Origin of the sequence: Brachybacterium rhamnosum, assembly GCF_039526185.1 — a bacterium.
Classification (GTDB): Bacteria; Actinomycetota; Actinomycetes; order Actinomycetales; family Dermabacteraceae; genus Brachybacterium; species Brachybacterium rhamnosum.
Genome location: NZ_BAAAIS010000003.1, coordinates 649,875 through 674,794, shown reverse-complemented (window position 1 = coordinate 674,794; position 24,920 = coordinate 649,875). Strand labels below are relative to the sequence as shown.

The following is a 24,920-nucleotide window of genomic DNA, read 5'->3' as shown; positions in this document are numbered from 1 at the left end:
GCACCACCGCTAGGTGGTCCGGGACGGCCCGTCGGCCGTTCTGCCGGGGTGAGGGGATCCGGTCCCCGGTCCCTCAGCCCTTGAGGGCGCCCGCGGCGATGTTCGCGATGAAGTGCCGCGATCCGATGATGAACACACCGATCAGCGGGAGCACGCTGACGAGCGCTCCCGCCATCACCATCCCGTAGTCGGTCAGGTAGAGGGAGTTGAGGTTCTGCAGGGCGGTCTGCAGGGTCTGCCTGCCCGGGTTCACGAGCACGATGAGCGGCCACACGTAGTCGTTCCAGGCGGTGATGAAGGTGAAGATCCCGAGGAACGCGAGACCGCCGCGCATCATCGGCACGCCGATCCGCCAGTACGTGGTGAAGAACCCGGCCCCGTCGATGCGCGCAGACTCGACGAGCTCGTGGGGGATCGACCCCGCCGCCATCTGACGCAGCAGGAAGATGCCGAAGGCGTTCGCGGCGCCCGGCACGATGAGCGCCTGCAGCGTGCCCACCCAGCCGATCGAGGACATGAGCATGAAGCTCGGCACGAGCGAGAGGCTGCCCGGGATGAGGAACGTCGCGAGCATGAGCACGAACAGCACGTTGCGGCCCGGGAAGTCGTACTTCGCGAACGCGAAGGCGGCGAGCGAGTCGAAGAACATCACGAGCACGGCGCACAGCGTCGAGACGATGATCGTGTTCAGCAGGGCGCCGAGGATGTCGACGCTCGAGAACAGGTTCTGCAGGTTCTTCACGAGCGAGTCGCTGGGCCACAGCCGGGGCGGGTAGCCGAAGATCTCCCCGGTCGTCGAGGTCGACATGACCGCGAGCCAGTAGAACGGGAAGACGGACAGCAGCACGCCCACGAGGATCAGCACGTGGGTGAGCACCTTCTCGACGCGGTCCGCGAGGATCGCGCGGCGGTCGCCCGCGGTGCGGCGCGCGGCGGGGGCGGGGCCCGCGGCGGTGCGGGTGGGGTCGGCGGTGGTCATGAGCGCGCTCCCTTCGAGCGGCGGGCGGCGCGCGGCGTGCGGTCACGCTCGCTGAGCAGGCGCCAGTTGATGATCGCGAAGATCGAGGCCATGACGAACAGGGCCCACGCGATCGCGGAGCCGTAGCCGAAGTCGAACTGGGTGAAGGCCTGGTTGTACTGGTAGAGCACGATCGTCATGCCGGCCTCGCCCACGCCGCCCTCGTTGCCGAGCAGCACCTGCGGCTCCGTGAACAGGCTCAGGCCGCCCACGGTCGAGGTGATGACGGTGAAGAGGATGACCGGTCGCAGCATCGGCACGGTGACCCGGGTGAAGATCTGCCAGGTCGAGGCGCCGTCCATCTTCGCGGCGTCGTAGAGGTCCGTGGGGATCGACTGCAGGCCGGCGAGGTAGATGATCGCGTTGTAGCCGGTGAAGCGCCAGATCACCATGACGGCGATCGTCACCTTGATGCCCCAGCTGCTCGAGAGCCACGGGATCGATTCCGCGCCGATCGCCGTGAGCGCGGAGTTCACGAGACCGAAGGAGTCGGAGAAGACCGAGCCGAACACGATCGCCATGGCGACCATGGAGGTGACGTTCGGGAGGAAGAACGCGACGCGGTAGATGCCGCGCAGGCGGATGTTCTGGTGGAGCAGGAACGCGATCCCGAGCGCGAGCGCGAGCATCGGCACCGTGGAGAGGAACCAGATGATGAAGGTGTTCCCCACGGCGTTCCAGAAGCGGCTGTCCTGGATCAGGTAGGCGTACTGGGCGAGCCCCGCGAACTCGATCTTCCCCATGCCGTCCCAGTTCGTGAAGGACAGGACGATGGAGAAGAGGATCGGGAACAGGCCGAAGACCAGGAACAGCACGTAGAAGGGGCTGATCGCGAGGTACTGGGGCCAGTGGGCGCGCAGGGCGCGCCAGCCCTTCTCGTGGCTGCGGGGGACGGCCGCGTCGGTGCGACGGGCTCCGGCGGCGGAGGGGGCGATGGGCGTGGTGGCGCTCATGAGAGCACTCCTCTCTTGGTGAGGACCTTCTTCGCCGCGGCGACGGCGTCGTCCCATGCGGCGTCGGGGTCCTTGCCGGAGGACTCGACGTTGTCGAGCTCGAGGGCGAAGCTCCCGGAGACGAGGGACTCCCAGGTGGAGATGAAGGAGCTGGGCACGGACTCCGCGGCCTTCGAGAAGAAGGCGAGCGGATCCTGGTCGCCGAAGAAGTCCCCGGAGTAGCTCAGGGAGTCGAAGGAGGCGGGGCAGGAGGGGAAGAGCTGGACGTCCTCGTAGGCGCGGGCCTGGTTCTCGGGGGTGTTGATCCAGCGGATGAAGGCCATGGCGGCCTCGGGGTCCTTGCAGGTGCGGGGGATCGCGGCGAAGGAGCCGCCGGAGTTGCCGGGGCGCACGGGCTGCTCGGCGAGGCGCCACAGACCGGCGGTGTCCGGGGCGGACTCCTGGAGGATCTGCGCCCACCAGGCGGCGTTGATGTGGCCGGCGGTGGACCCGTTGGACCAGGCGGCGTTCTGGTCGGGGCCGCGGGCGTCGGGGATGCCGGCGGTGATGCCGGCCTCGATCGCGGCGACGGCCGTCGTCCAGGCCTCGCGCACGGCCGAGCCGTCCTCGAGGTAGAGCGGGGCATCGTCCTCGTCGAGGTAGCGCTCGGGGCTCGCGTTGAGGAACTGGTCGTAGACGTGGCGGCCGGTGTTCACGAGCCTCGCCTTCGTCGCACCGAGCAGCTCGGTGCCGAGCGCGATCCAGTCCTCCCAGGTGGTGACCGCGGCGGAGACCTCGTCCGGGGAGGTGGGGAGTCCGGCCTCCTCGAAGACGTCCTGGCGGTAGAAGAAGCCGGTGGGACCGATGTCGAGCGGGAAGAAGCAGAAGCGTCCCTCCGGGGTGGTGCCGAGGTCCCACTTCCAGGGGTAGTAGTCGTCCTTGACCTCGTCGGCCCCGAGCTCGGCCATGTCGAGGAACTGGTCCTCGTTGCGGAAGTAGAGGGCGTTGTTGGAGTTGATGTACGTGATGTCCGGGATGTAGGCGCCACCGGCGAGGCTCGTGCGCAGCTTCGTGTCGAAGGTGGTGCCGATGACGTCCGCCCGCACGTGGGAGTCCGATCCGGGGATGGAGGTCGCGGCCTCCTCGAGCAGCTCGGGGCTCGCCGAGCGGTTCCAGTACCAGAGCACGAGCTCGTGGGGGTCGTCCGAGATCGACGCGTTCGAGCCGCAGGCGGAGAGGCCTGCGGCGCCGAGGCCCGCGAGTCCTGCGGCCTGCAGCAGCCGTCGTCGTGTGGGTGGTGTCATGGGTGCTCCTCGTCCTTGAGGTCCTGCGCCGTGAGCGTTCACGGCTGGGAGGACAGTGGCACCGGGGAGGCCGTGTGTCAAGCATCACGTCGCGGATCGACGGGTGTCGGCCGCCCCGGGGGAGTCGTGGTGAGCGAGAGCTGCCCTGTGAGGCGGGGCCATGGTGGGAAGCGCGTTGCCCCGCCGGCGCATGGCGTGTAGCGTCGTGCAAGGCGTGAACGTTCACGCCCCGACTCCGAAAGACAGTGAGGTCTCCATGAGCACCCGTCTGCGCTGGGCCGTTCTCGGCCCGGGCTCGATCGCCCGCCGCTTCGCCACCCATCTCCCGCACAGCGAGCTCGGCGAGCTCGCCGGCGTCGGCAGCCGCGACGCCGGCCGTGCCCGCGCCTTCGCGGAGGAGTTCGACCTGGGCGCCGACGCCGTCATCGGCGACTACGACGAGGTCCTCGCCTCCGACGCGATCGACGCCGTCTACGTCTCGACCGTGCACACCGGCCACGCCCAGCTCGCGATCGCCGCGCTCCGCGCCGGCAAGCACGTGCTGTGCGAGAAGCCGCTCGCCCCCAACTCCGGCACCGTCATGGCGATCACCGACGCCGCGCGCCGCAGCGGGAAGGTCCTCCTCGAGGGCTTCATGTACCGCTTCCACCCGCAGACCCTGCGCGTCCTCGAGATCGTCGCCTCCGGCGAGCTCGGCGAGATCACCCACGTGGACGCCTCCTTCTCCTTCGACACCGGTCGCCGCGAGGGCCGCCTTTTCGGGACCGACGTCGCCGGCGGCGGCATCCTCGACGTGGGCTGCTACCCGCTCTCCCTCGCCCGCCTCGTGGCCGGCGCCGCTGCCGGGACCCTCGCCGTGGAGCCCAGCTCGCTCACCGGCTCCGGCACCCTCGGCCCGACGGGCGTCGACGAGTGGGCCACCGCCGAGCTCGTCTTCCCCTCCGGCACCACCGCCTCGCTCCGCACCGGTGTGCGCCTGGCGGACCCGCAGTCCGCGACGATCACCGGCACGCGCGGCGTGCTGCGCCTCGAGGACCCGTGGGCGCTCACCGATCGGCAGGTCATCCGGGTCGACGTGGTGGGGGAGGAGGGCCGCGAGATCGAGATCGAGCCCGCTCACGCCTACGCGCTCGAGGCCGACGCCCTCGCCCGCGCCGTCGCCGCCGGGCAGAGCGAGGTCCCCGAGCTCACGCTCGCCTTCAGCCACGCCCAGGCGAAGTCGCTGGACGCCTGGCGCGCACAGCTGGGCCTGCGCTACCCCTTCGAGGCGGACACCGCCGCGATCCCCACCGTCTCCGGTGACCCGCTGCGCGTGCGCGACGGGGCCGCGATGCCCTACGGGGAGATCCCCGGGGTCGGCAAGAAGGTGTCCCGCCTCGTCATGGGCTGCGACAACCAGGGCGACCTCGCCCACGCCTCCGCGCTCTTCGACGCCTTCTTCGAGGAGGGCGGCACGACCTTCGACTCCGCGTACATCTACGGCGGCGGGCACCACGAGGTGCTCCTGGGCCAGTGGGTCGCCAACCGCGGGGTCCGCGAGGACGTCGTGGTGATCATGAAGGGCGCCCACACCCCGCACTGCGATCCCGAGTCGATCACCCGCCAGCTCGGCGAGTCACTCGAGCGCCAGCAGACGGACTACGCGGATCTCTACATGATGCACCGCGACAACCTCGACATCCCCGTCGGGGAGTTCGTCGACGTGCTCGACGAGCACGTGCGCGCCGGTCGCATCCGCGCCTTCGGCGGCTCGAACTGGACCCCCGAGCGCGTCGACGAGGCCAACGCCTACGCCGCCGCGAACGGCAAGCAGGGCTTCAGCCTCCTGAGCAACCACTTCGGTCTCGCCGAGGCGCTCGACGTGCCGTGGGCCGGCTGCGTGCACGCGACCGACCCGGCGTCCAAGGCCTGGCTCGAGGAGCGGAGGATCCCGTTGTTCCCGTGGTCCTCGCAGGCCCGCGGGTTCTTCACGGGGCGCGCCCGCAAGGACGACCTCTCCGACGCGGAGCTCGTGCGCTGCTACTACTCCGACGAGAACTTCGAGCGCCTCGACCGCGCCGGGTCCCTCGCCGCCGAGCTCGGCGTGCCGACCACCGCGGTCGCCCTCGCCTACGTGCTCGCGCAGCCCTTCCCCACCTTCCCGCTGTTCGGGCCCCGCTCGATCGAGGAGATGCGCTCCTCGATGACGGGCCTGTCGATCTCGCTCACCCCCGAGCAGACGGCATGGCTGGACCTGCGCTCCGACCGGCCGGCGTGACAGACTCCCGCGCATGACGCAGCAGGACAGCAGCCCCGGCGCGCGCCGGGCGACGATCATCGACGTCGCGGCGCGCGCCGGGGTCTCCCGGCAGACGGTCTCTCGGGCCATCAACGACATGCCGGGGATCTCCGCGAGCACCCGTGAGCGCGTGCTCGCGGCCGCCGAGGAGCTCCACTACCGCCCCTCGCGGTTCGGCCGGGGTCTGGTGAGCGCGGGACCGCCCACGCTCGGCCTGCTCGTGGACGACCTCGCCAACGCCTTCTTCCCGGAGGTGGCCCGCGCGATGATCCGCGCCGCCTCCGAGCGCGGCTGGACCGTGCTCGTCGCCGAGACCGGCGGCGCCGAGGACCCGGAGGAGGTGGGACGCGACCTCGCACGCCGTGTCGACGCGCTCGTGGGCTACGGCCTGCCGCAGCGCACGGGGGACGCCGTCCCGGAGCGGATGCCGATCCTCCAGCTCGATGGGCCGCGCGCGGGTGATCGTCCGGGCGTGCTCTTCACGCTGGATCCCGCGCTCGAGGAGCTCGCCGGGCACCTGCGCTCCCAGGGGGTGCGCCGCGCCGCCCTCCTGGACAACGAGCTCACCGGCCCCTCCGATCGCGCGCGCCGCGTGCGGGCGGGGCTCGGCGGGGTGCTCGAGGTGCTCGAGGTCGTGCCGATGGTGGCGGACGGGGTCCGGGCGCAGGTCGACGCTGCGATGGCCGGGTCCCCGGACCTCCTCATCGGATGGAACGACGCGCACGCCCTCGCGGCGCTCAAGGAGCTGCGGTCGCGCGGCGTCGCCGTCCCCGAGCAGGTGCGTGTCATGGGCATCGACGGCCTCGGGATCGGCACGCTCGTCACCCCGGAGCTGACGAGCCTCGGCGTGGACCTCGAGGCCATGGCCCGCGAGGCGGTGGACCTCGTGGACGGCATGTTCTCGGGGGCGCTGCCGCTGCTGGGCGAGCGGTCCCGGCGCGAGCTGCCCTACCGGCTCATCCGACGCGGCTCCGCCTGAGCGCGGCGGGGGAGGGCGCCGGCGCGCGGGGCCTGCGATGTTGCCCACGCCGCATCGCACGCTCTCGCGCAGGTGGGTGCGCTCATGGCAGGATGGTGCGTCGGTTCTGGTTCACGGCGCCCGCCGGGCGACGACCCAGCGACCCGGACGAAGGAGACTCTCATGAAGGCTGACATCCACCCCGCATACGTGGAGACCACGGTGACCTGCACCTGTGGCAACACGTTCACCACCCGCAGCACCAAGACCGACGGCGAGATGCGCGCCGAGGTGTGCTCCGAGTGCCACCCGTTCTACACCGGCAAGCAGAAGATCCTCGACACCGGCGGCCGCGTGGCCCGCTTCGAGGCCCGCTACGGCAAGAAGAAGGCCTGATCGACGTACTGCGAGGTACGAGCGGTAGGAGATCAGGCGGGCAAGCTTCACCTGATCGACGTACTGCGAGGTACGAGCGGTAGGAGATCAGGCAGAGAGCACAGCCTGATCGACCGGTCGATCTGCGCCAGGTCAGCCTGAGGCAGGTCTCCGACGCCGGCGTCCGCCCCTGGGGCGGGCGCCGGCGTCGTCGTGTCCGGGGCCGCGAGGCCCGATCCGGAGAGAGGGGGAGCGAGGATGAGCAGCACCGACGCGCAGAGGGCGGGGCTCGACGCCCTGCGCCGTGAGCACGCCCGCCTCGAGCAGGCGATGGGTGATCCCTCCCTCCACGAGGACGCCTCACGAGCACGCTCCGTGGGCCGCCGCTATGCCGAGGTGCGCCAGATCGTCACCGCGGCGGACGCCCGTGACGCCGTCCTCGAGGACCTGGCCACCGCCCGGGAGCTCGCCGAGGAGGACCCGGAGTTCGCCGCCGAGGCGCAGCACCTCGCCGCACGCGCCGAGGAGCTCGAGGCGGAGCTCGAGGAGCTGCTCGCCCCCCGTGACCCCGACGACGGGCGCGACGTGCTGCTCGAGATCAAGGCCGGGGCGGGCGGCGAGGAGTCGGCGCTGTTCGCCGCGGAGATGCTGCGCATGTACCGCGCCTACGCCGAGTCGAAGGGCTGGACCGTCGAGGTCATGAGCTCCTCGCCCTCCGATCTGGGCGGGCTGCGGGACGTGACCGTCGCGATCGGCGCCCGGTCCGCTGCGGCCCCGGCGGACGGCGTCTACGCGCACCTCAAGCACGAGGCCGGGGTGCACCGGGTGCAGCGCGTCCCCGTCACCGAGTCCGCGGGCCGCATCCACACCTCCGCCGTCGGCGTGCTCGTGCTCCCCGAGGCGGACACCACCGACGAGGCGGAGCTGCTCGCGGAGGAGATGGCGCCCGCGAACCTGCGCATCGACGTCTTCCGCTCGAGCGGCCCCGGCGGGCAGAGCGTCAACACGACGGACTCCGCCGTGCGGATCACGCACCTCCCCTCGGGCATCGTCGTCTCCTGCCAGGACCAGAAGAGCCAGCTGCAGAACCGCGAGCAGGCGCTGCGGATCCTGCGCACGCGGCTGCTCGACGTGCGCCGCCAGGAGCAGGACGCCCAGGCCTCGGCCGCGCGCCGCTCGCAGGTGCGCACGGTGGACCGCTCCGAGCGCATCCGCACCTACAACTTCCCCGAGTCGCGCGTCGCGGACCACCGCACGGGCTACAAGGCCGGGAACCTCGCGCAGGTGCTCGCCGGGGACCTCGACGCGCTGATCGGCTCCTCCCGCGAGGCCGAGCGCGCCGCCCGCCTCGCCGAGAGCGCGGAGGGCGCGGAATGAGCGGGGAGGACCGCACCCGGCTGCGGGCGGCCCTCGCCGCGAGCACGGAGACCCTGGGCCGCGCCGGGGTGCCGTCCCCGAGCGTCGACGCCCGCGCGCTGATCGTCGCCGCGGCGCGCCACGAGGGACCGCTGGTCCTCCTCGACGACCTGCCCGCCGATTTCGAGGAGCGGCTCGAGCAGCTGGTCTCCCGGCGCGCCTCCCGCGAGCCCCTGCAGATCATCCTGGGCCGCGCGCCCTTCCGCCGGCTCGAGCTCACGGTGCGGCCGGGCGTCTTCGTCCCGCGCCCGGAGACGGAGCTCGCCGTGGACCTCATGACGCAGGAGCTCGGCGGGGTCCCGTCGCGCGTCGTGGACCTCTGCACGGGCAGCGGGGCACTCGCCGCGGCCGTCCTCGACGAGATGCCCCGGGCGACCGCGACGGCCGTGGACGTGGATCCCGCCGCGGTGGCGCTCGCGACGGAGAACATCGACGCCGCCGGCCCGGGCCGTGGCCGGGTGCTGCAGCTGGACCTCTCCGTCGACGTCGACGACCCGGCCGCCGCCGCGCTGCGCGAGCTCGCCGGGGCCGACGCCGTCGACGGTGCGGGCGGGGTGGACGCGGTGCTCTCGAACCCGCCCTACGTCCCGCCGGGCGCCGTGCCGCGCGAGCCGGAGGTGCGTGACCACGATCCCGAGCGCGCCCTCTACGGCGGGGGAGCGGACGGCCTCGCCCTCCCCGCCCATGTGCTCCGCTGGGCGCACGCCCTGCTGCGCCCCGGGGGTGTGCTCGTCATGGAGCACGCGGACGTCCAGGGCCCCGCCGCCCGGGAGCTCGCCGCCCGCCACGGCGGCTTCACCGCGATCCGCACCGCGCAGGACCTCACGGGCCGTGACCGCTTCCTGGTGGCGCAACGGTGCTCCCAGGCGGGGAAGTGAGAGACTGACCCGGTGAGCGTGCACGACACCCAGAACCCCGAGAACCGCGACGACTCCCTGGAGGCGGCCGTCGCGGCCGTCCGCGACGGCAGGCTGATCGTCCTGCCCACGGACACCGTCTACGGCATCGGCGCGGACGCCTTCACCCCGGACGCCGTGCAGGCGCTGCTGGACGCGAAGGGCCGCGGCCGCGACACGCCGCCGCCGGTGCTCGTGGGCGACCACGCCGTGCTCATGGCCCTCGCGGTCGACGTCCCCGAGTGGGCGGAGCGCCTCACCGAGGAGTTCTGGCCCGGGGCGCTCACCCTCATCCTCTCGGCGCAGCCCTCGCTGACCTGGGACCTCGGGGAGACCCGGGGCACGGTCGCGCTGCGCATGCCCGATGACGAGACCGCCCTCGAGCTGCTGCGACGCACGGGACCGCTCGCCGTCTCGAGCGCGAACCGGCACGGGAAGCCCGCTGCCCTGACGGTCCTCGACGCCGCGACCCAGCTCGGCGACGCGGTGGAGGTCTACCTCGACGGCGGCCAGGCGCGCATCGGCACGAGCTCGACGATCGTGGACGCGACCGTCACCCCGGCCGTGATCCTGCGTGAGGGCACCATCACCCGCGAGCAGATCGTGGACCTCGTCGGCGACGTCTTCGCCGCCCCGGAGCCCGAGCAGGACCCGGAGTCCGATCCGGCCGAGGATCCGGCGTCCGGCGACGAGGCGGCACCGGCCGAGGGCACGGAGACAGCGACCGGTTCCGGCGCGGCGGCCGACGGCGGGACCGAGGCCGGGACCGTCGGCGACTCCGCTCCCGTCGCCGAGGGAGGGGCCGTGTCCCCGTCGGCCGACGAGCCCGCGTCCTCGGCCGCCGTCGCCCCGGCCGCCGGAGGCCTCGACCTGCCCGCGGAGTCGGAGATCACCACGCCGAGCCCGCAGGTCGACGAGGGTGCCGCGAGCGAGGGGGCGGTCGACTCCGATGCCGCCGACGCCGCCGACGCCGCCGACGGGGCCGCCGGCACCCCGCGGCAGGAGAACCCCGCCGGGTGAGGATCTACCTCTTCGTCCTCCTGATCTCGGCGGCGGTCGCCTACCTGACCACACCCGCGGTCCGCCTGGCCGCGCGCCGGCTCGGGGCGATGACCGCCGTCCGCGAGCGGGACGTGCACGACGCCGTGACGCCGAGGCTGGGTGGGGTCGCCATGTTCGCCGGGGTCGCGGTGGCGATGCTCGTGGGGTCGAGGATCCCGTTCCTCGCCCCCGTCTACGAGGACTCCCACCAGCCGTGGGCGATCCTCGGCGCGGCGAGCCTCGTCTGCGCGCTCGGCGCGGCGGACGACAAGTGGGACCTCGACTGGTGGACGAAGCTCGCCGGTCAGGCGCTCGCCGCGCTGCTCATGGCCTGGCAGGGCGTGCAGCTCGTGTCCCTCCCCATCGGCGGCGTCACCCTGCTCTCGAGCCACACCTCGATCATCCTCACCGTGCTCGTCGTCATCGTGTGCATGAACGCCGTGAACTTCGTCGACGGGCTCGACGGGCTCGCGGCGGGCGTCATGGCGATCGGCGGCACCGCCTTCTTCCTCTACGCCTACCTGCTCACCAGGGACAACTCCGCGACGGACTACTCCTCCCTCGCCGCGCTCGTCACCGCCGCGATGATCGGCGCCTGCCTGGGCTTCCTGCCGCACAACCTCCATCGCGCCCGGATCTTCATGGGGGACTCCGGCTCGATGCTGCTGGGGCTGCTGCTCGCCGCCTCCACCATCGCCGTGACCGGGCAGGTGGACCCCGCGGCGCTCTCCGGCGCGGACTTCTTCGGGCAGTTCCTGCCGATCCTGTTGCCGATCGGCGTCATGATCATCCCGTTCCTGGACTTCGCGATGGCGGTGGTGCGTCGCATCGGCTCGGGGCGCTCCCCGTTCCACGCCGACAAGTCCCATCTCCACCACCGCCTGCTGCGGCTGGGCCACTCCAAGCGCAGCGCGGTGCTCATCATGTACGTCTGGACCGTGCTGGTCTCGGTGGGCCTGCTGCTCCCGCTCGTGCTGCCGCTGCGCACCGTCGTCGTGGCCTGGGTGCTGGGACTCCTCGTCGCCGTGCTCGTCACGCTCGACCCGCTCACCCGCCTGCGCCGCCGGCGCGCCGCACGATCCGATCCCGGCCCCGCCGCCGGCCCCGCCCCCGATCTCGAGGACCACCATGCCCCCCGCTGAGACCCCCCGCCCCGACCAGGCCGACGGCATCCGCACCGCCCGCGCCCGCAACGAGCGGATGCTGCTGCGCGCGCTGCTGCTCGCCGTCGCGGCCGGCGTCGTCATCGACCTCGTCGTGATCCTGGTCGCGCTCGGCGTCGGGAAGGACGGCGCGGTGGCCGGCGCGCTCGTCGGATCGACCCTCGCGCTCGTGGTGACCCTGCCCACAGTGGGCAGCGCCCTCGCGGCCCGGCGGCTCGACGCCACGGCGTGGGCGATGGTGCTCATGGGGAGCTGGATGGTGAAGATGTTCGTGCTGATCATCGCGCTGCTCCTGCTCAGGGACGCGGAGTGGCTGTCCCGCCCCTGGCTGGGGCTCGCGCTGCTCGCGGGAGCGATCGTCTCGGCGGTCACGGAGGCCGTCGGCATGATGCGAGGAAGACCTCGTCTGGAGGTCGCCCCGACGACCCCGCGCGACCCCGGTGAGCAGTGACGCTCTGATATGCTCACATCGTCTTCACGCGGCCTGAGCCGACGCTGGTGACGGCACCCTCCTCCCTCGCCGCAGGGAAGCCCTGAGCGGATCTCCACGCGAGGCGAAGTGCCGGAACCGACGGCGACGGTGCCACCGCAGAGGCCACGCCCGTTCCCCGGGTCGAGGTCCGCGGTGGAGAGGCCGTGAGACACCCCGGGCCGAGGTCCGCGGGTGCAGGGACACCGCACGACCATCCGGGCCGGACGCGCCCGGGCCCCCGCGCCGCGGGACGGCCCGGAATCCCGCCGCGAACCTCCGGATGCCACACCTGACCACGGGAGCTCGCGCTGAACACCTCCGACACCGCCCACGTCCTCGCCGAGGGTGATTCGTTCTTCCACGTCCCGACGATCGGGGAGTTCTTCCCGGACGCGATCCTCTTCGAGGGGACCTGGTTCGAGTTCAACCGCGTGCAGCTGGTCCGCCTGATCATCCTGGCCGTGACCCTCATCGTGCTCGCGATCATCGCCTCCCGCGCCAAGCTCGTGCCGGGCAAGGCGCAGAGCATCGTCGAGATCCTCATCGAGTTCGTCAACAACTCGATCATCCAGAACACGCTGGGTCTGCGCGAGGGCAAGCGCTTCGCCCCGATGCTCATCACGATGTTCTTCTTCATCTTCGCGATGAACCTGGGCGGGGTGATCCCGGGGCTCAACCTCGCCGGCACCTCCGTGATCGGCATGCCGCTGCTTCTGGCCCTCTGGACCTTCGTGACCTACGTCGTCTTCGGCGTGAAGAAGCACGGCCTGGGCGGCTACCTCAAGCACGAGACGATGCCCCCCGGCGTCCCGAAGCCGATCTACATCCTGCTCGTGCCGATCGAGTTCCTGCAGGTCATCCTGATTCGCTGGGCGTCGCTGACCATCCGACTGCTCGCGAACATGGTCGCCGGGCACATCATGATGGTGGTCTTCATCGGCATGACCCAGGCCCTGCTCTTCTCCGGCTCCGCGCTCATCGCGCTCGCCCCGTTCTCCGGCGCGCTCGCGATCGGGATCTACGGCTTCGAGATCTTCGTCGCCGCCCTCCAGGCCTTCATCTTCACGATGCTCACCGCGGTGTACATCCAGATGGCGACCTCGGACGAGCACTGATCGCCCCCACCCCCTGCTCCACCCCCACACCGCTGCCGTCCGATCGGTCGGCACAACGAAAGGAACCCCCTGTGGACACCTCGCTCATCGCCGCTCTCGAGGGCAACATCGCGACCGTGGGCTACGGTCTCGCCGCGATCGGACCGGGCATCGGCATCGGCATCATCGTCGGCAAGACCGCCGAGGCCATGGCTCGCCAGCCCGAGCTCCGCGGTCAGCTCCAGACCACGATGTTCATCGGTATCGCGTTCACCGAGATCCTGACGCTCCTCGCCATCGTCACCGGCTTCATCTTCTGAGGACCCGCTGATGATTCAGGCTGAAGAGAGTGTGCCGGGCTGGCGCCTGCTGGTGCCCCAGCCCCAGGAGATCGTCTGGACGCTGATCTTCCTCGTCATCTTCGCCCTGGTCTTCATGAAGTTCATCCTCCCGCGGCTCAACGCCGTGCTCGAGGAGCGTGCGGAGAAGATCGAGGGCGGCCTCAAGAAGGCCGAGGAGGTCCAGCACCAGGCCGACCAGCTGAAGGCCGATCAGGAGCAGGCCCTCGCCGAGGCCCGTCAGGAGGCGTCCGCGATCCGCGACCGCGCCCGCCAGGACGGCGCCCGCATCATCGAGGAGGCCAAGGCCCAGGCCGGCTCCGAGAACGAGCGGCTCCTCACCGCCGGGCGCCAGCAGCTGAACGCGGAGCGCACGAGCGCCGCCGCCCAGCTGCGCGGAGAGGTCGGGACGCTCGCGAGCGACCTCGCCTCGAAGATCGTGGGGGAGTCCCTCTCCGACGACGAGCGCTCCCGCCGAGTGATCGACCGGTTCCTGGACGACCTCGAGTCGTCCCCGACCGCGACCCGATAAGGACACCAGATGCGAGGAACCTCCTCCACCTCCCTGCGTGAGGTGACCCAGCGATTCGAGCAGCTGCTCCGGGGCGACGACGTCGTCCTGGGGACGGTCGCCGCGGATCTGTTCGGGATCGCCGACGCGATCGACTCCAGCAACCAGCTGGTGCGGACCCTCAGCGACGGCGGCCGTCCGGCCGAGGTCAAGGAGTCCGTGGTCTGCTCGCTCTTCGAGGGGAAGGTCGGCCCCGTCGCCCTCGAGCTCACGCTCGAGGTCGTCCGCCGCCGCTGGTCCGAGCAGGAGGACGTCCTGGACGCCCTCGAGCAGCTCGGCGTGGAGGCCCTCCTGGAGCAGGCCTCCCGCGAGGACGCCCTCGGTGCGGTCGAGGAGGAGCTCTTCCAGGTCTCGCGCCTCATCGAGGACAGCGGCGAGCTCAGTGGAGCCCTCGACGACGCCCGGGGGACCCCGGGCCGACGGGAGGGCATCATCACCCGCCTGCTCGAGGGCCGTGCCCACCCGCTGACCGTCGCCCTCGCCGCCCGCGGCGTGGAGCGTCGCAGCGACCTCAAGCCCGCCCGTCGCCTGCTCGCCTTCGCGGAGATCGCCTCGGCGCGTCGCCGCCGGCTGCTGGCGGTCGTCGCGAGCGCCCGCCCGCTGGCGCCCGAGCAGCTGGACCGTCTGGGCTCGATCCTCGCCGGCATCTACGGCCGCGAGGTCCAGATCAACACCGAGCTGGACGAGGACGTCGTCGGCGGTCTGCGCATCGAGGTCGGCGACGACCTCTACGACGCGACCGTCCTCGCGCGCCTCGCCCAGGCGCGCACCCGCCTGGTGGCCTGACGGCCCCTCCCCGAGGCGAACCCCACCCGAGACCACAGCCCCCGCTTGGGGGAGAAGAGGAAGCGAAGCACCGCGATGGCTGAGCTCACGATCCGCCCGGAGGACATCCGGAACGCCCTGGACACCGCGGTGTCCACCTACCAGGCCGGCACTCCCGACCGCGAGGAGATCGGCCGCGTCACCGAGTCGGCCGACGGCATCGCCCGCGTCGCCGGCCTGCCCAACATCATGGCCAACGAGCTGGTGCGCTTCGAGGACGGCACCCTCGGCCTCGCGCTGAACCTCGACCTCAGCGAGGTCGGCTGCGTGATCCTCGGCGAGTTCACCGGGATCGAGGAGGGCCAGACGGTCCGCCGCACCGGCGAGGTCCTCTCCGTGCCCGTGGGCGAGGGCTACCTCGGTCGCGTCGTCGACCCGATGGGCCAGCCCATCGACGGCCTCGGCGCCATCGAGACCTCCGGCCGCCGCGCCCTCGAGCTGCAGGCGCCCGGCGTCATGCAGCGCAAGAGCGTCAAGGAGCCGATGCAGACCGGCCTCAAGGCGATCGACGCGATGACCCCGATCGGCCGCGGCCAGCGCCAGCTGATTATCGGCGACCGCCAGACCGGCAAGACCACGGTCGCGCTCGACACGATCCTCAACCAGAAGAAGAACTGGGAGAGCGGCGACCCGGAGAAGCAGGTCCGCTGCATCTACGTCGCCGTCGGCCAGAAGGGCTCGACCATCGCGTCGGTCCGCGGCACCCTCGAGGAGGCCGGCGCTCTCGAGTACACGACGATCGTCGCCGCCCCCGCCTCGGACCCGGCCGGCTTCAAGTACATCGCCCCCTACACCGGCTCGGCCATCGGCCAGCAGTGGATGTACGAGGGCAAGCACGTCCTCATCGTCTTCGACGACCTGTCCAAGCAGGCCGAGGCCTACCGCGCCGTGTCGCTGCTGCTGCGCCGCCCGCCGGGTCGAGAGGCCTACCCGGGTGACGTCTTCTACCTGCACTCCCGCCTCCTCGAGCGCTGCGCGAAGCTGTCCGACGAGATGGGCGGCGGCTCGATGACCGGTCTGCCGATCATCGAGACCAAGGCCAACGACGTCTCGGCGTACATCCCGACCAACGTCATCTCGATCACCGACGGCCAGTGCTTCCTGCAGTCGGACCTGTTCAACGCGAACCAGCGCCCGGCGGTCGACGTCGGCATCTCGGTCTCCCGCGTGGGCGGCTCGGCGCAGACGAAGGCGATGAAGTCGGTCTCCGGCACGCTGAAGATCTCGCTCGCCCAGTACCGCGACCTCGAGGCCTTCGCGATGTTCGCCTCCGACCTCGACGCCGCGTCCAAGCAGCAGCTCAACCGCGGTGCCCGCCTCATGGAGCTCCTCAAGCAGGCGCAGTCCTCACCGTTCCCGGACGAGGAGCAGGTCGTCTCGATCTGGGCCGGCACCACCGGCAAGTTCGACGACATCGAGGTCGAGGACGTCCGCGAGTTCGAGGCGCAGCTGCTCGAGCACCTCCGCCACAACGGCTCCGTGCTCGAGGACATCCGCACCTCGAAGAAGTTCTCCGACGCGACCGAGCAGGAGCTCTCCACGATCCTCGACCAGGTGAAGAAGGACTACCTGGCCGGCAAGGGTCAGGGCTCCGCGGTGAGCGACGTCCACACCAGCGCCTCCGACGAGGACATCGACCAGGAGCGCATCGTCCGCGGATGATCCGGCTCGCCGCCCGCCCCTCGGGGCGGGCGGCCCGGACCACCCGCACGGCGCTTCCCGCGAAGGAGAGACATGGGAGCCCAGCAGAGGGAGTACAAGAAGCGGATCGGCTCCGCCCAGGGCATGAAGAAGATCTTCAAGGCCAAGGAGATGGTGGCCGCCTCGCGCATCGCCAAGGCGCATGCCCGCGTGCTGGCCACGACCCCGTACGCCGACGCGATCACCCGGGCCATCGGCGCGGTGGCGACCCATTCCGGGGACGTCGCCCACCCGTTCCTGGACCAGGAGCGCTCCTCGAACGGGCGCGCCGGGATCGTGCTGATCACCGCGGACCGCGGCATGACCGGCTCGTACTCGCACAACGTCATCCGCGCTGCGGAGGAGCTCGCGAACGCGCTGCAGGAGGAGGGCAAGACCCCCGTCCTGTACGTCGTCGGCCGCAAGGGCGAGACCTACTACCGCTTCCGCAACCGCCCGCCGCACGAGGCCTGGGCCCCGTACCACGAGGGTGAGCTCCCCGAGCTCGGCCACGAGATCGCCCAGCGGGTCACCGCGGACCTCCTCAGCGAGGACCCGGAGACCCACCTCGACGAGCTGTACCTGGTCGGCACGCGGTTCAAGACCCGCTTCCAGCAGGTCGCCCGCGCCACCCGTCTGGTCCCGATCGAGGTCGTCGACGCGGACGAGGATCACGGCACCGCCCGCCCCACGTACCCGCTGTACGAGTTCACCCCGGACGCCGAGCAGGTCATGGACGAGCTCATGCCGCGGTACCTCGAGTCCAAGCTCGTCAACATCCTGCTGCAGTCGATGGCCTCGGAGCACGCGGCCACGCAGCGGGCGATGAAGACGGCGACGGACAACGCGGAGACCCAGGTCAAGAAGTTCACCCGCCTGGCCAACTCGGCCCGTCAGGCGGAGATCACCCAGGAGATCACGGAGATCGTCGGCGGCGCCGACGCCCTCTCGGGATCCGGTCGCAAGGAACGCTGAGCCGCCTCGAGCGCACCGAGCGCCGGCCCGAACCATTTGGAGAGAATGCAGATGAGCATCACCGACACCACTGACGCCACCGCGGCGCCCGCGCAGAAGGGCACGGGCCGGGTTGCCCGTGTCACCGGCGCGGTCGTCGACATCGAGTTCCCGCCCGGGGACATCCCCGAGCTGTACAACGCGCTGACCACCGAGATCTCGGTCCAGGGCGCGGGCCTCGAGCCCTCGACCCTGACCCTCGAGACGGCTCAGCACCTCGGCGACGGCATGGTCCGCGCCGTGGCCCTGAAGCCGACCGACGGCCTCGTCCGCGGCCAGGCGGTCACCGACACCGGCGCCCCGATCTCCGTCCCCGTGGGCGACGCGACCCTGGGCACCGTCTTCGACGTGACCGGCACCCCGCTGAACAAGCCCGCCTCCGAGGTTCAGGTCAGCGAGCGCTGGCCCATCCACCGCAAGGCGCCGAACTTCGACCAGCTCGAGTCGAAGACGACCATGTTCGAGACCGGCATCAAGTCGATCGACCTCCTCACCCCGTACGTGCAGGGCGGCAAGATCGGCCTGTTCGGCGGCGCGGGCGTGGGCAAGACGGTGCTCATCCAGGAGATGATCTACCGCGTGGCCAACAACCACGACGGCGTCTCCGTGTTCGCCGGCGTGGGCGAGCGCACCCGTGAGGGCTGGGACCTCATCGAGGAGATGACGGAGTCCGGCGTCATCGAGAAGACCGCCCTGGTCTTCGGCCAGATGGACGAGCCGCCGGGCACGCGCCTCCGCATCGCGCTGACCGGCCTCACGATGGCCGAGTACTTCCGCGACGTGCAGCAGCAGGACGTCCTGCTGTTCATCGACAACATCTTCCGCTTCACCCAGGCGGGCTCCGAGGTCTCCACGCTGCTGGGCCGCATGCCCTCCGCCGTGGGCTACCAGCCCAACCTGGCGGACGAGATGGGTGTGCTCCAGGAGCGCATCACCTCGACCCGCGGCCACTCGATCACCTCGATGCAGGCGATCTACGTGCCGGCGGACGACTACACCGACCCGGCGCCGGCGACCACCTTCGCCCACCTGGACGCGACCACGGAGCTCTCCCGTGAGATCGCCTCGCGCGGTCTGTACCCGGCGATCGACCCGCTGTCCTCGACCTCGCGCATCCTCGACCCGCGCTACGTGGGCCAGGAGCACTACGACGTCGCGGTCCGCGTGAAGCAGATCCTGCAGCGCAACAAGGAGCTCCAGGACATCATCGCGATGCTGGGCGTCGACGAGCTCTCCGAGGAGGACAAGGTCACCGTGTCGCGTGCACGGCGCATCCAGCAGTTCCTCTCGCAGAACACCCACCTCGCCAAGCAGTTCACCGGCGTGGACGGCTCCGACGTGCCCCTCAAGGACACCATCGAGTCGTTCAAGGGCATCTGCGACGGCGAGTTCGACCACGTCCCGGAGCAGGCGTTCTTCAACGTCGGCGGCATCGACATGGTGCTCGAGAACTGGCACAACATCCAGAAGGAGCTCGGCCAGTGAGCTCCCTCGCGGTCACCTTCGTCACCTCGGACCGGACCGTGTGGTCCGGCAGCGCCTCTCAGGTCGTGGTGCCGGCGGCGGACGGCTCGATGGGCATCCTGCCCCGCATGCAGCCGACCCTCGCGATCCTCGACCGCGGTGTGGTGCGCATCCACGACGAGTCCGGCCAGGTCACCGAGCGCGAGGTCGCGGGCGGGTTCGTCTCCGTGGACGCCGACGTCGTCACCATCGCTGTCGACCGCGCGGCGCGCCGCGATCCGGCCGAGCGCTGAACCGGCGCTGACGCCGATGCATCATCCGAGCATCCCGATCCTCCTCGTGGGGGTCGGGATGCTCGTCGTTCTGGCGCTGGTCGTGCTCTTCGCGCTCAACGTGCGCCGCGCCGTCGTCCTCGACCGCGCGGGCGCCGTCCAGTGCCAGATGGCGCGGAGCCTCCTGGGGCGCCGCGAGGTCTGGCAGCACGGCGTGCTGCAGGTGGGCAACGACCGCCTGCGCTGGTTCCGTGACCTGTCGCTGCTGCCCGGGCCGCAGCTGATGATCCCGCGCCGGGACATCCTCGAGGTCGAGCGGGAACGGCTCGTAGAGCCCTCGGGCCCGACGGGACCCGGAGGACCGGCGCCCGAGCGCGTGCTCGTCGCCTTCTTCCTGCGGGGCGGCCGCACCGTGCAGGCGCTCATGGACGCCCCCGCCGCCGCGGCGCTGCAGTCCTGGCTCGAGGCGGCGCCGACGGGCCTCGTCCTCGGCGACGCCGACTGACCCTCGGGCCCGGGGCCGCGCCCCGGCTCAGACGGTGACGATCTCCCCGCGGCGCAGCACCTCGGTGACCTGGAGACCTCGATCCGTGAGCAGCAGGTCCGCGCTCCGGCCGGCGGCGAGAGAGCCGATCGAGTCCTCGAGCCCCAGCACCCGGGCCGGGACGATGCTCGCGGCGCGCACGGCGACCGCGAGATCGACGCCCGCCTCCTGCACCGCGAAGCGCACCACGTCGATCAGGTGCGCCGTGCCGCCGGCGATCGCCCCGCCGTCGGTGAGCGTGGCGGTGCCGCCGGCGACCGTGACCTCCTGTGCGCCGAGCGTGTAGGTGCCGTCCGCCATGCCGGCGGCGGCCATCGCATCGGTCACGAGGGCCACGTGGTCCGGGGCGGCGATCGCGAGGACATGGGCGACGGTCCGTGCGTCGAGGTGGACACCGTCGGCGATGACCTCGAGGACCATCTCGCCGCGGGCCCCCGCGTCGAGCGCCGCGAGCGCAGGACCCGGATCGCGGTGGTGCACCGGGCGCATGCCGTTGAACAGGTGCGTCGCGGTGGGCAGCGGGCTGCGGCCGCGGTGACGGCGCAGCGCCTGCGTGGAGCGGGCGATCGCGGCCGTCATCTCCGCGCTGGAGCCGTCGCTGTGCCCGAGGGAGGGGACGGCGCCGGCGGCGGCGAGGGCGTCGATGACGGCCTCGGCGGCCGGGGTCTCCGGGGCGAGCGTCATCGTCGCGAGGGCGCCCCCGCCCAGCTCCGCGAGCTCCGCGACGAGGTGCGGGTCGCCGTCGACGATGTGCTGCGCGTTCTGGGCGCCGCGGCGCTCGACCGAGACGAAGGGGCCCTCGGAGTGGATCCCCACGATCTCCCCGGCCGCGGCGAGCAGGGCGAGGTCGCGCACGCGGGCGCGGAGCGTGTCCGCGGAGGCGGTGACGAGCGAGGCGACGAGCGAGGTGGTCCCGTGGCGCCGGTGCTCGTGGACCGCGGTGAGCATCTCCTCGGAGGTGGTGGAGTCCGGGAAGGACGCGCCGCCGCCGCCGTGGCAGTGGAGGTCGACGAGACCGGGGAGGATCAGGCCCTCGTGCTCGATCGTGCGGGTCGCGCGATGCTCCGGCGCGGACGCCGCGGGTCCGGACCAGCGGATCGTCCCGCCGGCGACGAGGACGAGGGCGTCGGGCACGAGCCCGCCGGGCAGCACGGCCGTGCCGCGCACCGCGAGGTCGGCGTCGCCGCCGTGGGGAACGGCGGGAGAGGGGGTGGTGCTCACGACGGGACTCCTCGGTGGGACAGGGCCGGGGCGGGACGGGTCCCGGAATCCGGGCGGGGTGGGAACTGCTGGGTGCGCGTCAGAACAGGCGGGACTCCGCGTCGTCCATGCCGCGCAGGGCGTCGTAGTCGAGGGTCACGCACTCGATGCCGCGGTCCTGCGCGAGGACGCGGGCCTGGGGCTTGATGATCTGGGCGGCGAAGATGCCGCGCACGGGCGCGAGCAGGGGGTCGCGGTTGAGGAGCTCGAGGTAGCGGGTGAGCTGCTCGACGCCGTCGATCTCGCCGCGCCGCTTGATCTCGACGGCGACCGCGCGTCCCTTCGCGTCGCGGGCGAGGATGTCCACGGGGCCGATCGCGGTGCCGTACTCGCGGCGCACCAGGCTCCAGCCCTCGCCGAGGGTGTGGATGTGCTCGGCCAGGAGCGCCTGGAGGTGCGCCTCGACGCCGTCCTTCTGCAGACCGGGGTCCTCGCCGAGCTCGTGGGCGGACTCCTCGATCAGCTCGTGGATCCGCACGCGGAGGGTGTCGCCGGTCTTGGTGTGGGTCACGTCCCACTGCTGGATCCAGGCGCCCTCCGGATCGGCCTCGGCCTCGGCGGCCGAGCGCTCGGTGGTGCGCAGGGTCGCGGGCGGGCTCATCCAGTTCAGCGGCTTGTAGCTGCCGCCGTCGGAATGCACCAGCACGCTGCCGTCGGCCTTGAGGATCAGGAGCCGAGGGGCAAGCGGGAGATGGGCGGTGAGTCGACCGGTGTAGTCGACGGAGCAACGGGCAACCACGAGACGCACCCGGTAAGGCTAGCCGATCGCGGAGCGGCGCCGGGTGCGAGTGCTCACGTGGGGGTGGTCCCGTCGAGTGAGCGCCCGTATCGTGGGCGGGTCCCCTGCCCGGGCGGTGCCCGGTGAAACTCGAAGGAGCTGCCACCGTGCAACGTCTGCTGGCCATCCTGCTGGTCCTGATCGGAGTGATCGGTCTCGTGCTGGGCCGTCTCGGAGAGACCACCTGGGCTCCCGCGACCGAGGTCACCGCGACCGCGGAGCTCGCCGACGCCGGCCCCGCCGTCGTCATCGATCCCGGAGTGCTGTACATCGGCGGCAAGGAGGGCACGGTCACGGTGACCGGTGCCTCCGACGTCTCCGTCATCACCGCCCCCGAGGGCGACGTGACCGCCTACCTCGACGGCACGAAGTACACCCGCATCACGGGCGCGAGCGACTGGTCCACGCTGACCACCGAGGTCGTGGGCGCGGACGGCGCGACCGAGATCGATGACCCGACCAGCTCGGACCTGTGGCGCACGGTGGAGACCTCCCCGAGCCCCGTGACGATCGACATCGCCGACTTCGCGGCCGCGGAGACCGGGGACGAGGAGCAGGAGTACCGCCCGATCCTCCTGGTCACGGACGGGAAGTCCGCGGGCGCGGAGAAGGTCAGCATCACCTGGCCGGTCGAGGCGGAGAACCGCTGGGTGCCCTTCGCCTACGCCGGCGGCGCCGCGATCGCCGTGATCGGCCTCGTGCTGCTCGTGGTCTCCCTGGGCGGCGGCCGCCGCCGCGACGAGGAGATCGAGGATGCGGACGGGAGCGCGGAGGGCGAGGAGCCTGTCGCCGCCGTCGATCCCACCGAGGAGCTGCCGCGCGCGGAGGACGGCGGCGCCCCGCTCGCGCCCACCTCGTCGAGCGCTGCCGGCGCCGCCACCGCGGCCTCCGACCGGACCCCTCCCACCGCCACCACCGCCCCGGAGGCCCCGGCCTCCGCCGACGACGCCGACCTCTGGTCCGTGGTCGACGAGGACCAGCGCCGCGCCGAGTCCCCCGAGGAGGACCGATGACCAGCCCCCGCCCCCGCACCGTCGCCCGGCGTCGTCTCGTGCTCGGTGGAGGCGGTCTCGCCCTCGCCGGCCTCCTCGCCGCGTGCGCCGAGACCCCCGAGGCCCCGCCCGCCGCCGAGGCCGGCCCCACCCTCGCCGAGCCCACCCCCAACACCACCGAGGGCCAGCTCACGACCGTCGTCACCGAGATCAGCGCTGCCGTCGCCGCGGCGGACAAGGCCCGGGACGCGGGCAAGCTGGCACCCCGCGTCGTCGGCTCCGTCGCCGCGTTCCGCAAGGCGATGTACGGCCTCATCGAGAAGGACGACCAGTGGGCGGAGGACCTCACCGCTCCCGGCGAGTCGCTCATGGTCCCCATGACCTCGACGGACGCCGAGTTCCCGCGCACCGCGATCGCGCTGGTCGCGAGCTCCGCGAAGGACGGCGTGCCGATGTTCATGGCGCTCCAGCAGGCTGATGCCCGCTCCCCGTACACCACCTGGGGCTGGGCGCAGCAGGCGAGCGGCGTCGAGATGCCGGAGGTCCCCGCGGATGTCGTGGGCTCCGCTCCGGTCACCCCGGACAGCGACGACCTGCTGATGACCCCGAAGGACGCCCTCGCGCTCTACGCGAAGGTGCTCTCCGACGGCGACGCCGCCGACAAGGACGACAAGCTCGCCGAGAACCCGTTCCAGACCGAGACCCACAAGCGCATCCAGACGGAGCGCAAGGAGCTCAACGCGGGCGTCGAGAAGGACGAGGTGGCCACCATCAAGGAGGTGTTCACGGTCGTCGAGGACGAGTTCGCCGGTCTGCGCACCGCGGACGGCGGCGCCATCGTGCTCGCGACCCTCACGTCCGTGCGCAAGGTGGCGATCAAGGACGGCGCGACCGTCCGCTACGCCGAGGACAACAAGTACACGACGGTGATCGGCACCAAGGAGTTCACCAAGGAGTTCATCCGCGAGTTCGGCACCCAGGTCGCCGTGTACATCCCCGCGAAGGACTCCGACGCCCAGGTCCAGCCCATCGGCGCGACCCAGACGGCGACGGGCACGAGCGGCTCCTGACCGGCCCTCCCCGTGACGCGCCCCGGGACCCCGCCATGGCGGGTCCGGGGCGCTGTCGTCCCGGTGCGCTCCCGCCCGGGGACGCTCCCGGGGCGCGGCGCACAGCCGCTGGCGAACACGAGCGGCCGGCGGCCGCGGGCTTCGTAGACTGAGGGGGTTTCCGCCCCCGTCGAAGGAGCTCCTCCGTGTCCGATCCCTACGGCATCATCGATCTCGCCCAGCTCAAGCAGCCCGCGGGGGACGCGGTCGGCGCATCCGGCACCGCCGGTCCCTACGAGGTCGCGGTCACCGAGCAGGGGCTCGAGCAGCTCATCGCCGACTCCCAGCAGGTCGCGACGCTGCTGCTCGTCACGAGCTCCCGCGTCCCCGAGGGCGAGGCCTTCCTGCAGTCGCTCCGCGACGGCGTGACCGCGCGCGGCGGCGCCGTGCGCCTCGCGGTCGTCGACGCCGACACCCAGCCCCGCGTCGCGGGCGCCCTCCGCGTGCAGCAGCTGCCCACGCTCCTCCTGCTCCTGCAGGGTCAGCTCCAGCCGATCGTGGACTCCGTGCTCGGCGCGGAGGAGATCGGCCCGCTGCTCGACCAGGTCGTCCAGCTCGCCCAGCAGCAGGGCATGGACGTCTCCGGCGCCGCGGCCGGCGCCGACGACGCGGCCGACGCCCCGGCGGAGGAGCCCCTGGACCCGCTGATCGCCGAGGCCTACGCCGCGATCGAGCGCGGGGACCTCGACGCCGCCGTCGACGCCTACGACCGCCGCCTCCAGCAGAGCCCGGCGGACGACGAGGCGAAGGCCGGACGCGCCACCGTCGAGCTCATGCGTCGCACCCAGCAGGCCGATCCCGCGGCCGCCCGCACCGCCGCCGCCGAGGCTCCCGCCGATCTCGACGCGCAGCTGCTCGTCGCGGACCTCGACATGCTCGGCGGCCACGTCGACGACGCCTTCGGGCGCCTGCTCGACCTCCTGCGCGGCGCCGACCAGGAGACGAAGGACGCCGTGCGCGCCCGGCTGCTCGAGCTGTTCGAGGTCGCCGGAGCCGAGGACCCGCGGGTGGGGCCGGCGCGCCGCCGCCTCGCGAACCTGCTCTACTGAGCGCACCGTCCCGCCCGCCCCTCGCGGGCGGCCGGGTCACGCACGAGGGCCTGCCCGATCCGCGGATCGGGCAGGCC

At 72.0% G+C, this 24,920-nt stretch carries 25 protein-coding genes; 20 read left to right on the top strand and 5 right to left on the bottom strand.

Annotation, left to right across the window (positions count from 1 at the left end; all coding sequences use genetic code 11):
• Positions 1-73: 73 nt before the first annotated feature.
• From ABD080_RS13180 to ABD080_RS13170, 3 genes are read right to left on the bottom strand one after another with little or no spacing between them, the layout of a single operon-like run.
• Positions 74-979: a carbohydrate ABC transporter permease gene (locus tag ABD080_RS13180; protein WP_343905491.1), complete on the bottom strand. Its 906-nt coding sequence runs from the start codon at positions 977-979 to the stop codon at positions 74-76.
• A complete protein-coding gene (locus tag ABD080_RS13175; protein WP_343905489.1) occupies positions 976-1,971 on the bottom strand; it encodes a carbohydrate ABC transporter permease in 996 nt (331 codons plus the stop codon). Before ABD080_RS13175 ends, ABD080_RS13180 begins: the two co-directional genes overlap by 4 nt.
• On the bottom strand, positions 1,968-3,254 hold the full coding sequence (locus tag ABD080_RS13170) for an ABC transporter substrate-binding protein (RefSeq protein WP_343905487.1): 1,287 nt from the start codon (positions 3,252-3,254) through the stop codon (positions 1,968-1,970). The genes ABD080_RS13175 and ABD080_RS13170 overlap by 4 nt, the downstream gene beginning before the upstream one ends.
• 256 nt (positions 3,255-3,510) lie before the next feature.
• Between ABD080_RS13170 and ABD080_RS13165 the strand changes: the two genes are divergently transcribed.
• The 17 genes from ABD080_RS13165 (at position 3,511) to ABD080_RS13085 (ending at position 19,616) form a co-directional block, all read left to right on the top strand.
• The gene (locus ABD080_RS13165; protein ID WP_343905485.1) at positions 3,511-5,511 is read left to right on the top strand and encodes an aldo/keto reductase; all 2,001 of its coding nucleotides are present in this window, start codon (positions 3,511-3,513) and stop codon (positions 5,509-5,511) included.
• A 13-nt stretch (positions 5,512-5,524) separates the two neighbouring features.
• A complete protein-coding gene (locus tag ABD080_RS13160) occupies positions 5,525-6,511 on the top strand; it encodes a LacI family DNA-binding transcriptional regulator (RefSeq protein ID WP_343905483.1) in 987 nt (328 codons plus the stop codon).
• Between the two features lie 162 nt (positions 6,512-6,673).
• A complete protein-coding gene (gene rpmE / locus ABD080_RS13155) occupies positions 6,674-6,886 on the top strand; it encodes a 50S ribosomal protein L31 (RefSeq protein ID WP_137770482.1) in 213 nt (70 codons plus the stop codon).
• Positions 6,887-7,123: 237 nt separating this feature from the next.
• The gene (gene prfA / locus ABD080_RS13150; RefSeq protein ID WP_343905481.1) at positions 7,124-8,242 is read left to right on the top strand and encodes a peptide chain release factor 1; all 1,119 of its coding nucleotides are present in this window, start codon (positions 7,124-7,126) and stop codon (positions 8,240-8,242) included.
• Entirely contained in the window at positions 8,239-9,159 is a 921-nt protein-coding gene (prmC, locus tag ABD080_RS13145) for a peptide chain release factor N(5)-glutamine methyltransferase (RefSeq protein WP_343905479.1), read from the top strand. The genes prfA and prmC overlap by 4 nt, the downstream gene beginning before the upstream one ends.
• 12 nt (positions 9,160-9,171) lie before the next feature.
• A complete protein-coding gene (locus ABD080_RS13140) occupies positions 9,172-10,197 on the top strand; it encodes an L-threonylcarbamoyladenylate synthase (protein WP_343905477.1) in 1,026 nt (341 codons plus the stop codon).
• Complete coding sequence (locus ABD080_RS13135; RefSeq protein ID WP_343905475.1) at positions 10,194-11,360, top strand: glycosyltransferase family 4 protein; 1,167 nt, start codon at positions 10,194-10,196, stop codon at positions 11,358-11,360. Before ABD080_RS13140 ends, ABD080_RS13135 begins: the two co-directional genes overlap by 4 nt.
• Positions 11,347-11,832 carry a Cg1360 family ATP-synthase-associated protein gene (locus ABD080_RS13130; protein WP_343905473.1) on the top strand — a complete coding sequence of 162 codons (486 nt, stop codon included), beginning with the start codon at positions 11,347-11,349 and terminating at the stop codon, positions 11,830-11,832. The genes ABD080_RS13135 and ABD080_RS13130 overlap by 14 nt, the downstream gene beginning before the upstream one ends.
• 452 nt (positions 11,833-12,284) lie before the next feature.
• Positions 12,285-12,968: a F0F1 ATP synthase subunit A gene (gene atpB / locus ABD080_RS13125; RefSeq protein ID WP_240811075.1), complete on the top strand. Its 684-nt coding sequence runs from the start codon at positions 12,285-12,287 to the stop codon at positions 12,966-12,968.
• 71 nt (positions 12,969-13,039) lie between these two features.
• The gene (atpE, locus tag ABD080_RS13120; protein ID WP_137770489.1) at positions 13,040-13,267 is read left to right on the top strand and encodes an ATP synthase F0 subunit C; all 228 of its coding nucleotides are present in this window, start codon (positions 13,040-13,042) and stop codon (positions 13,265-13,267) included.
• 10 nt (positions 13,268-13,277) lie between these two features.
• On the top strand, positions 13,278-13,817 hold the full coding sequence (locus ABD080_RS13115) for a F0F1 ATP synthase subunit B (protein WP_137770490.1): 540 nt from the start codon (positions 13,278-13,280) through the stop codon (positions 13,815-13,817).
• Positions 13,818-13,826: 9 nt separating this feature from the next.
• Positions 13,827-14,642 (top strand): F0F1 ATP synthase subunit delta, encoded by an 816-nt coding sequence (locus tag ABD080_RS13110; RefSeq protein ID WP_343905470.1) that lies wholly within the window; start codon positions 13,827-13,829, stop codon positions 14,640-14,642.
• Between the two features lie 75 nt (positions 14,643-14,717).
• Positions 14,718-16,343 carry a F0F1 ATP synthase subunit alpha gene (gene atpA, locus ABD080_RS13105; protein ID WP_137770492.1) on the top strand — a complete coding sequence of 542 codons (1,626 nt, stop codon included), beginning with the start codon at positions 14,718-14,720 and terminating at the stop codon, positions 16,341-16,343.
• 72 nt (positions 16,344-16,415) lie between these two features.
• Positions 16,416-17,336 (top strand): F0F1 ATP synthase subunit gamma, encoded by a 921-nt coding sequence (locus tag ABD080_RS13100; RefSeq protein WP_343905468.1) that lies wholly within the window; start codon positions 16,416-16,418, stop codon positions 17,334-17,336.
• A 51-nt stretch (positions 17,337-17,387) separates the two neighbouring features.
• Positions 17,388-18,860 (top strand): F0F1 ATP synthase subunit beta, encoded by a 1,473-nt coding sequence (gene atpD, locus ABD080_RS13095; RefSeq protein ID WP_168198074.1) that lies wholly within the window; start codon positions 17,388-17,390, stop codon positions 18,858-18,860.
• A complete protein-coding gene (locus ABD080_RS13090; protein WP_137770495.1) occupies positions 18,857-19,132 on the top strand; it encodes a F0F1 ATP synthase subunit epsilon in 276 nt (91 codons plus the stop codon). The genes atpD and ABD080_RS13090 overlap by 4 nt, the downstream gene beginning before the upstream one ends.
• A 16-nt stretch (positions 19,133-19,148) precedes the next feature.
• On the top strand, positions 19,149-19,616 hold the full coding sequence (locus ABD080_RS13085) for a DUF2550 family protein (protein WP_137770496.1): 468 nt from the start codon (positions 19,149-19,151) through the stop codon (positions 19,614-19,616).
• 27 nt (positions 19,617-19,643) lie between these two features.
• On the opposite strand, the gene ABD080_RS13080 is transcribed toward ABD080_RS13085, so the two are convergent.
• Complete coding sequence (locus ABD080_RS13080; protein ID WP_137770497.1) at positions 19,644-20,876, bottom strand: N-acetylglucosamine-6-phosphate deacetylase; 1,233 nt, start codon at positions 20,874-20,876, stop codon at positions 19,644-19,646.
• A gap of 79 nt (positions 20,877-20,955) precedes the next feature.
• On the bottom strand, positions 20,956-21,663 hold the full coding sequence (nucS, locus tag ABD080_RS13075; RefSeq protein ID WP_343905463.1) for an endonuclease NucS: 708 nt from the start codon (positions 21,661-21,663) through the stop codon (positions 20,956-20,958).
• Between the two features lie 137 nt (positions 21,664-21,800).
• Here nucS and ABD080_RS13070 point away from each other — a divergent pair, with 137 nt between their 5' ends.
• From ABD080_RS13070 to ABD080_RS13060, 3 genes are all read left to right on the top strand, one after another.
• Complete coding sequence (locus ABD080_RS13070) at positions 21,801-22,706, top strand: hypothetical protein (protein ID WP_343905461.1); 906 nt, start codon at positions 21,801-21,803, stop codon at positions 22,704-22,706.
• Positions 22,703-23,755 carry a DUF8094 domain-containing protein gene (locus ABD080_RS13065; protein ID WP_343905459.1) on the top strand — a complete coding sequence of 351 codons (1,053 nt, stop codon included), beginning with the start codon at positions 22,703-22,705 and terminating at the stop codon, positions 23,753-23,755. Before ABD080_RS13070 ends, ABD080_RS13065 begins: the two co-directional genes overlap by 4 nt.
• Positions 23,756-23,940: 185 nt before the next feature.
• The gene (locus tag ABD080_RS13060; protein WP_137770500.1) at positions 23,941-24,843 is read left to right on the top strand and encodes a co-chaperone YbbN; all 903 of its coding nucleotides are present in this window, start codon (positions 23,941-23,943) and stop codon (positions 24,841-24,843) included.
• Positions 24,844-24,920 lie beyond the last annotated feature (77 nt).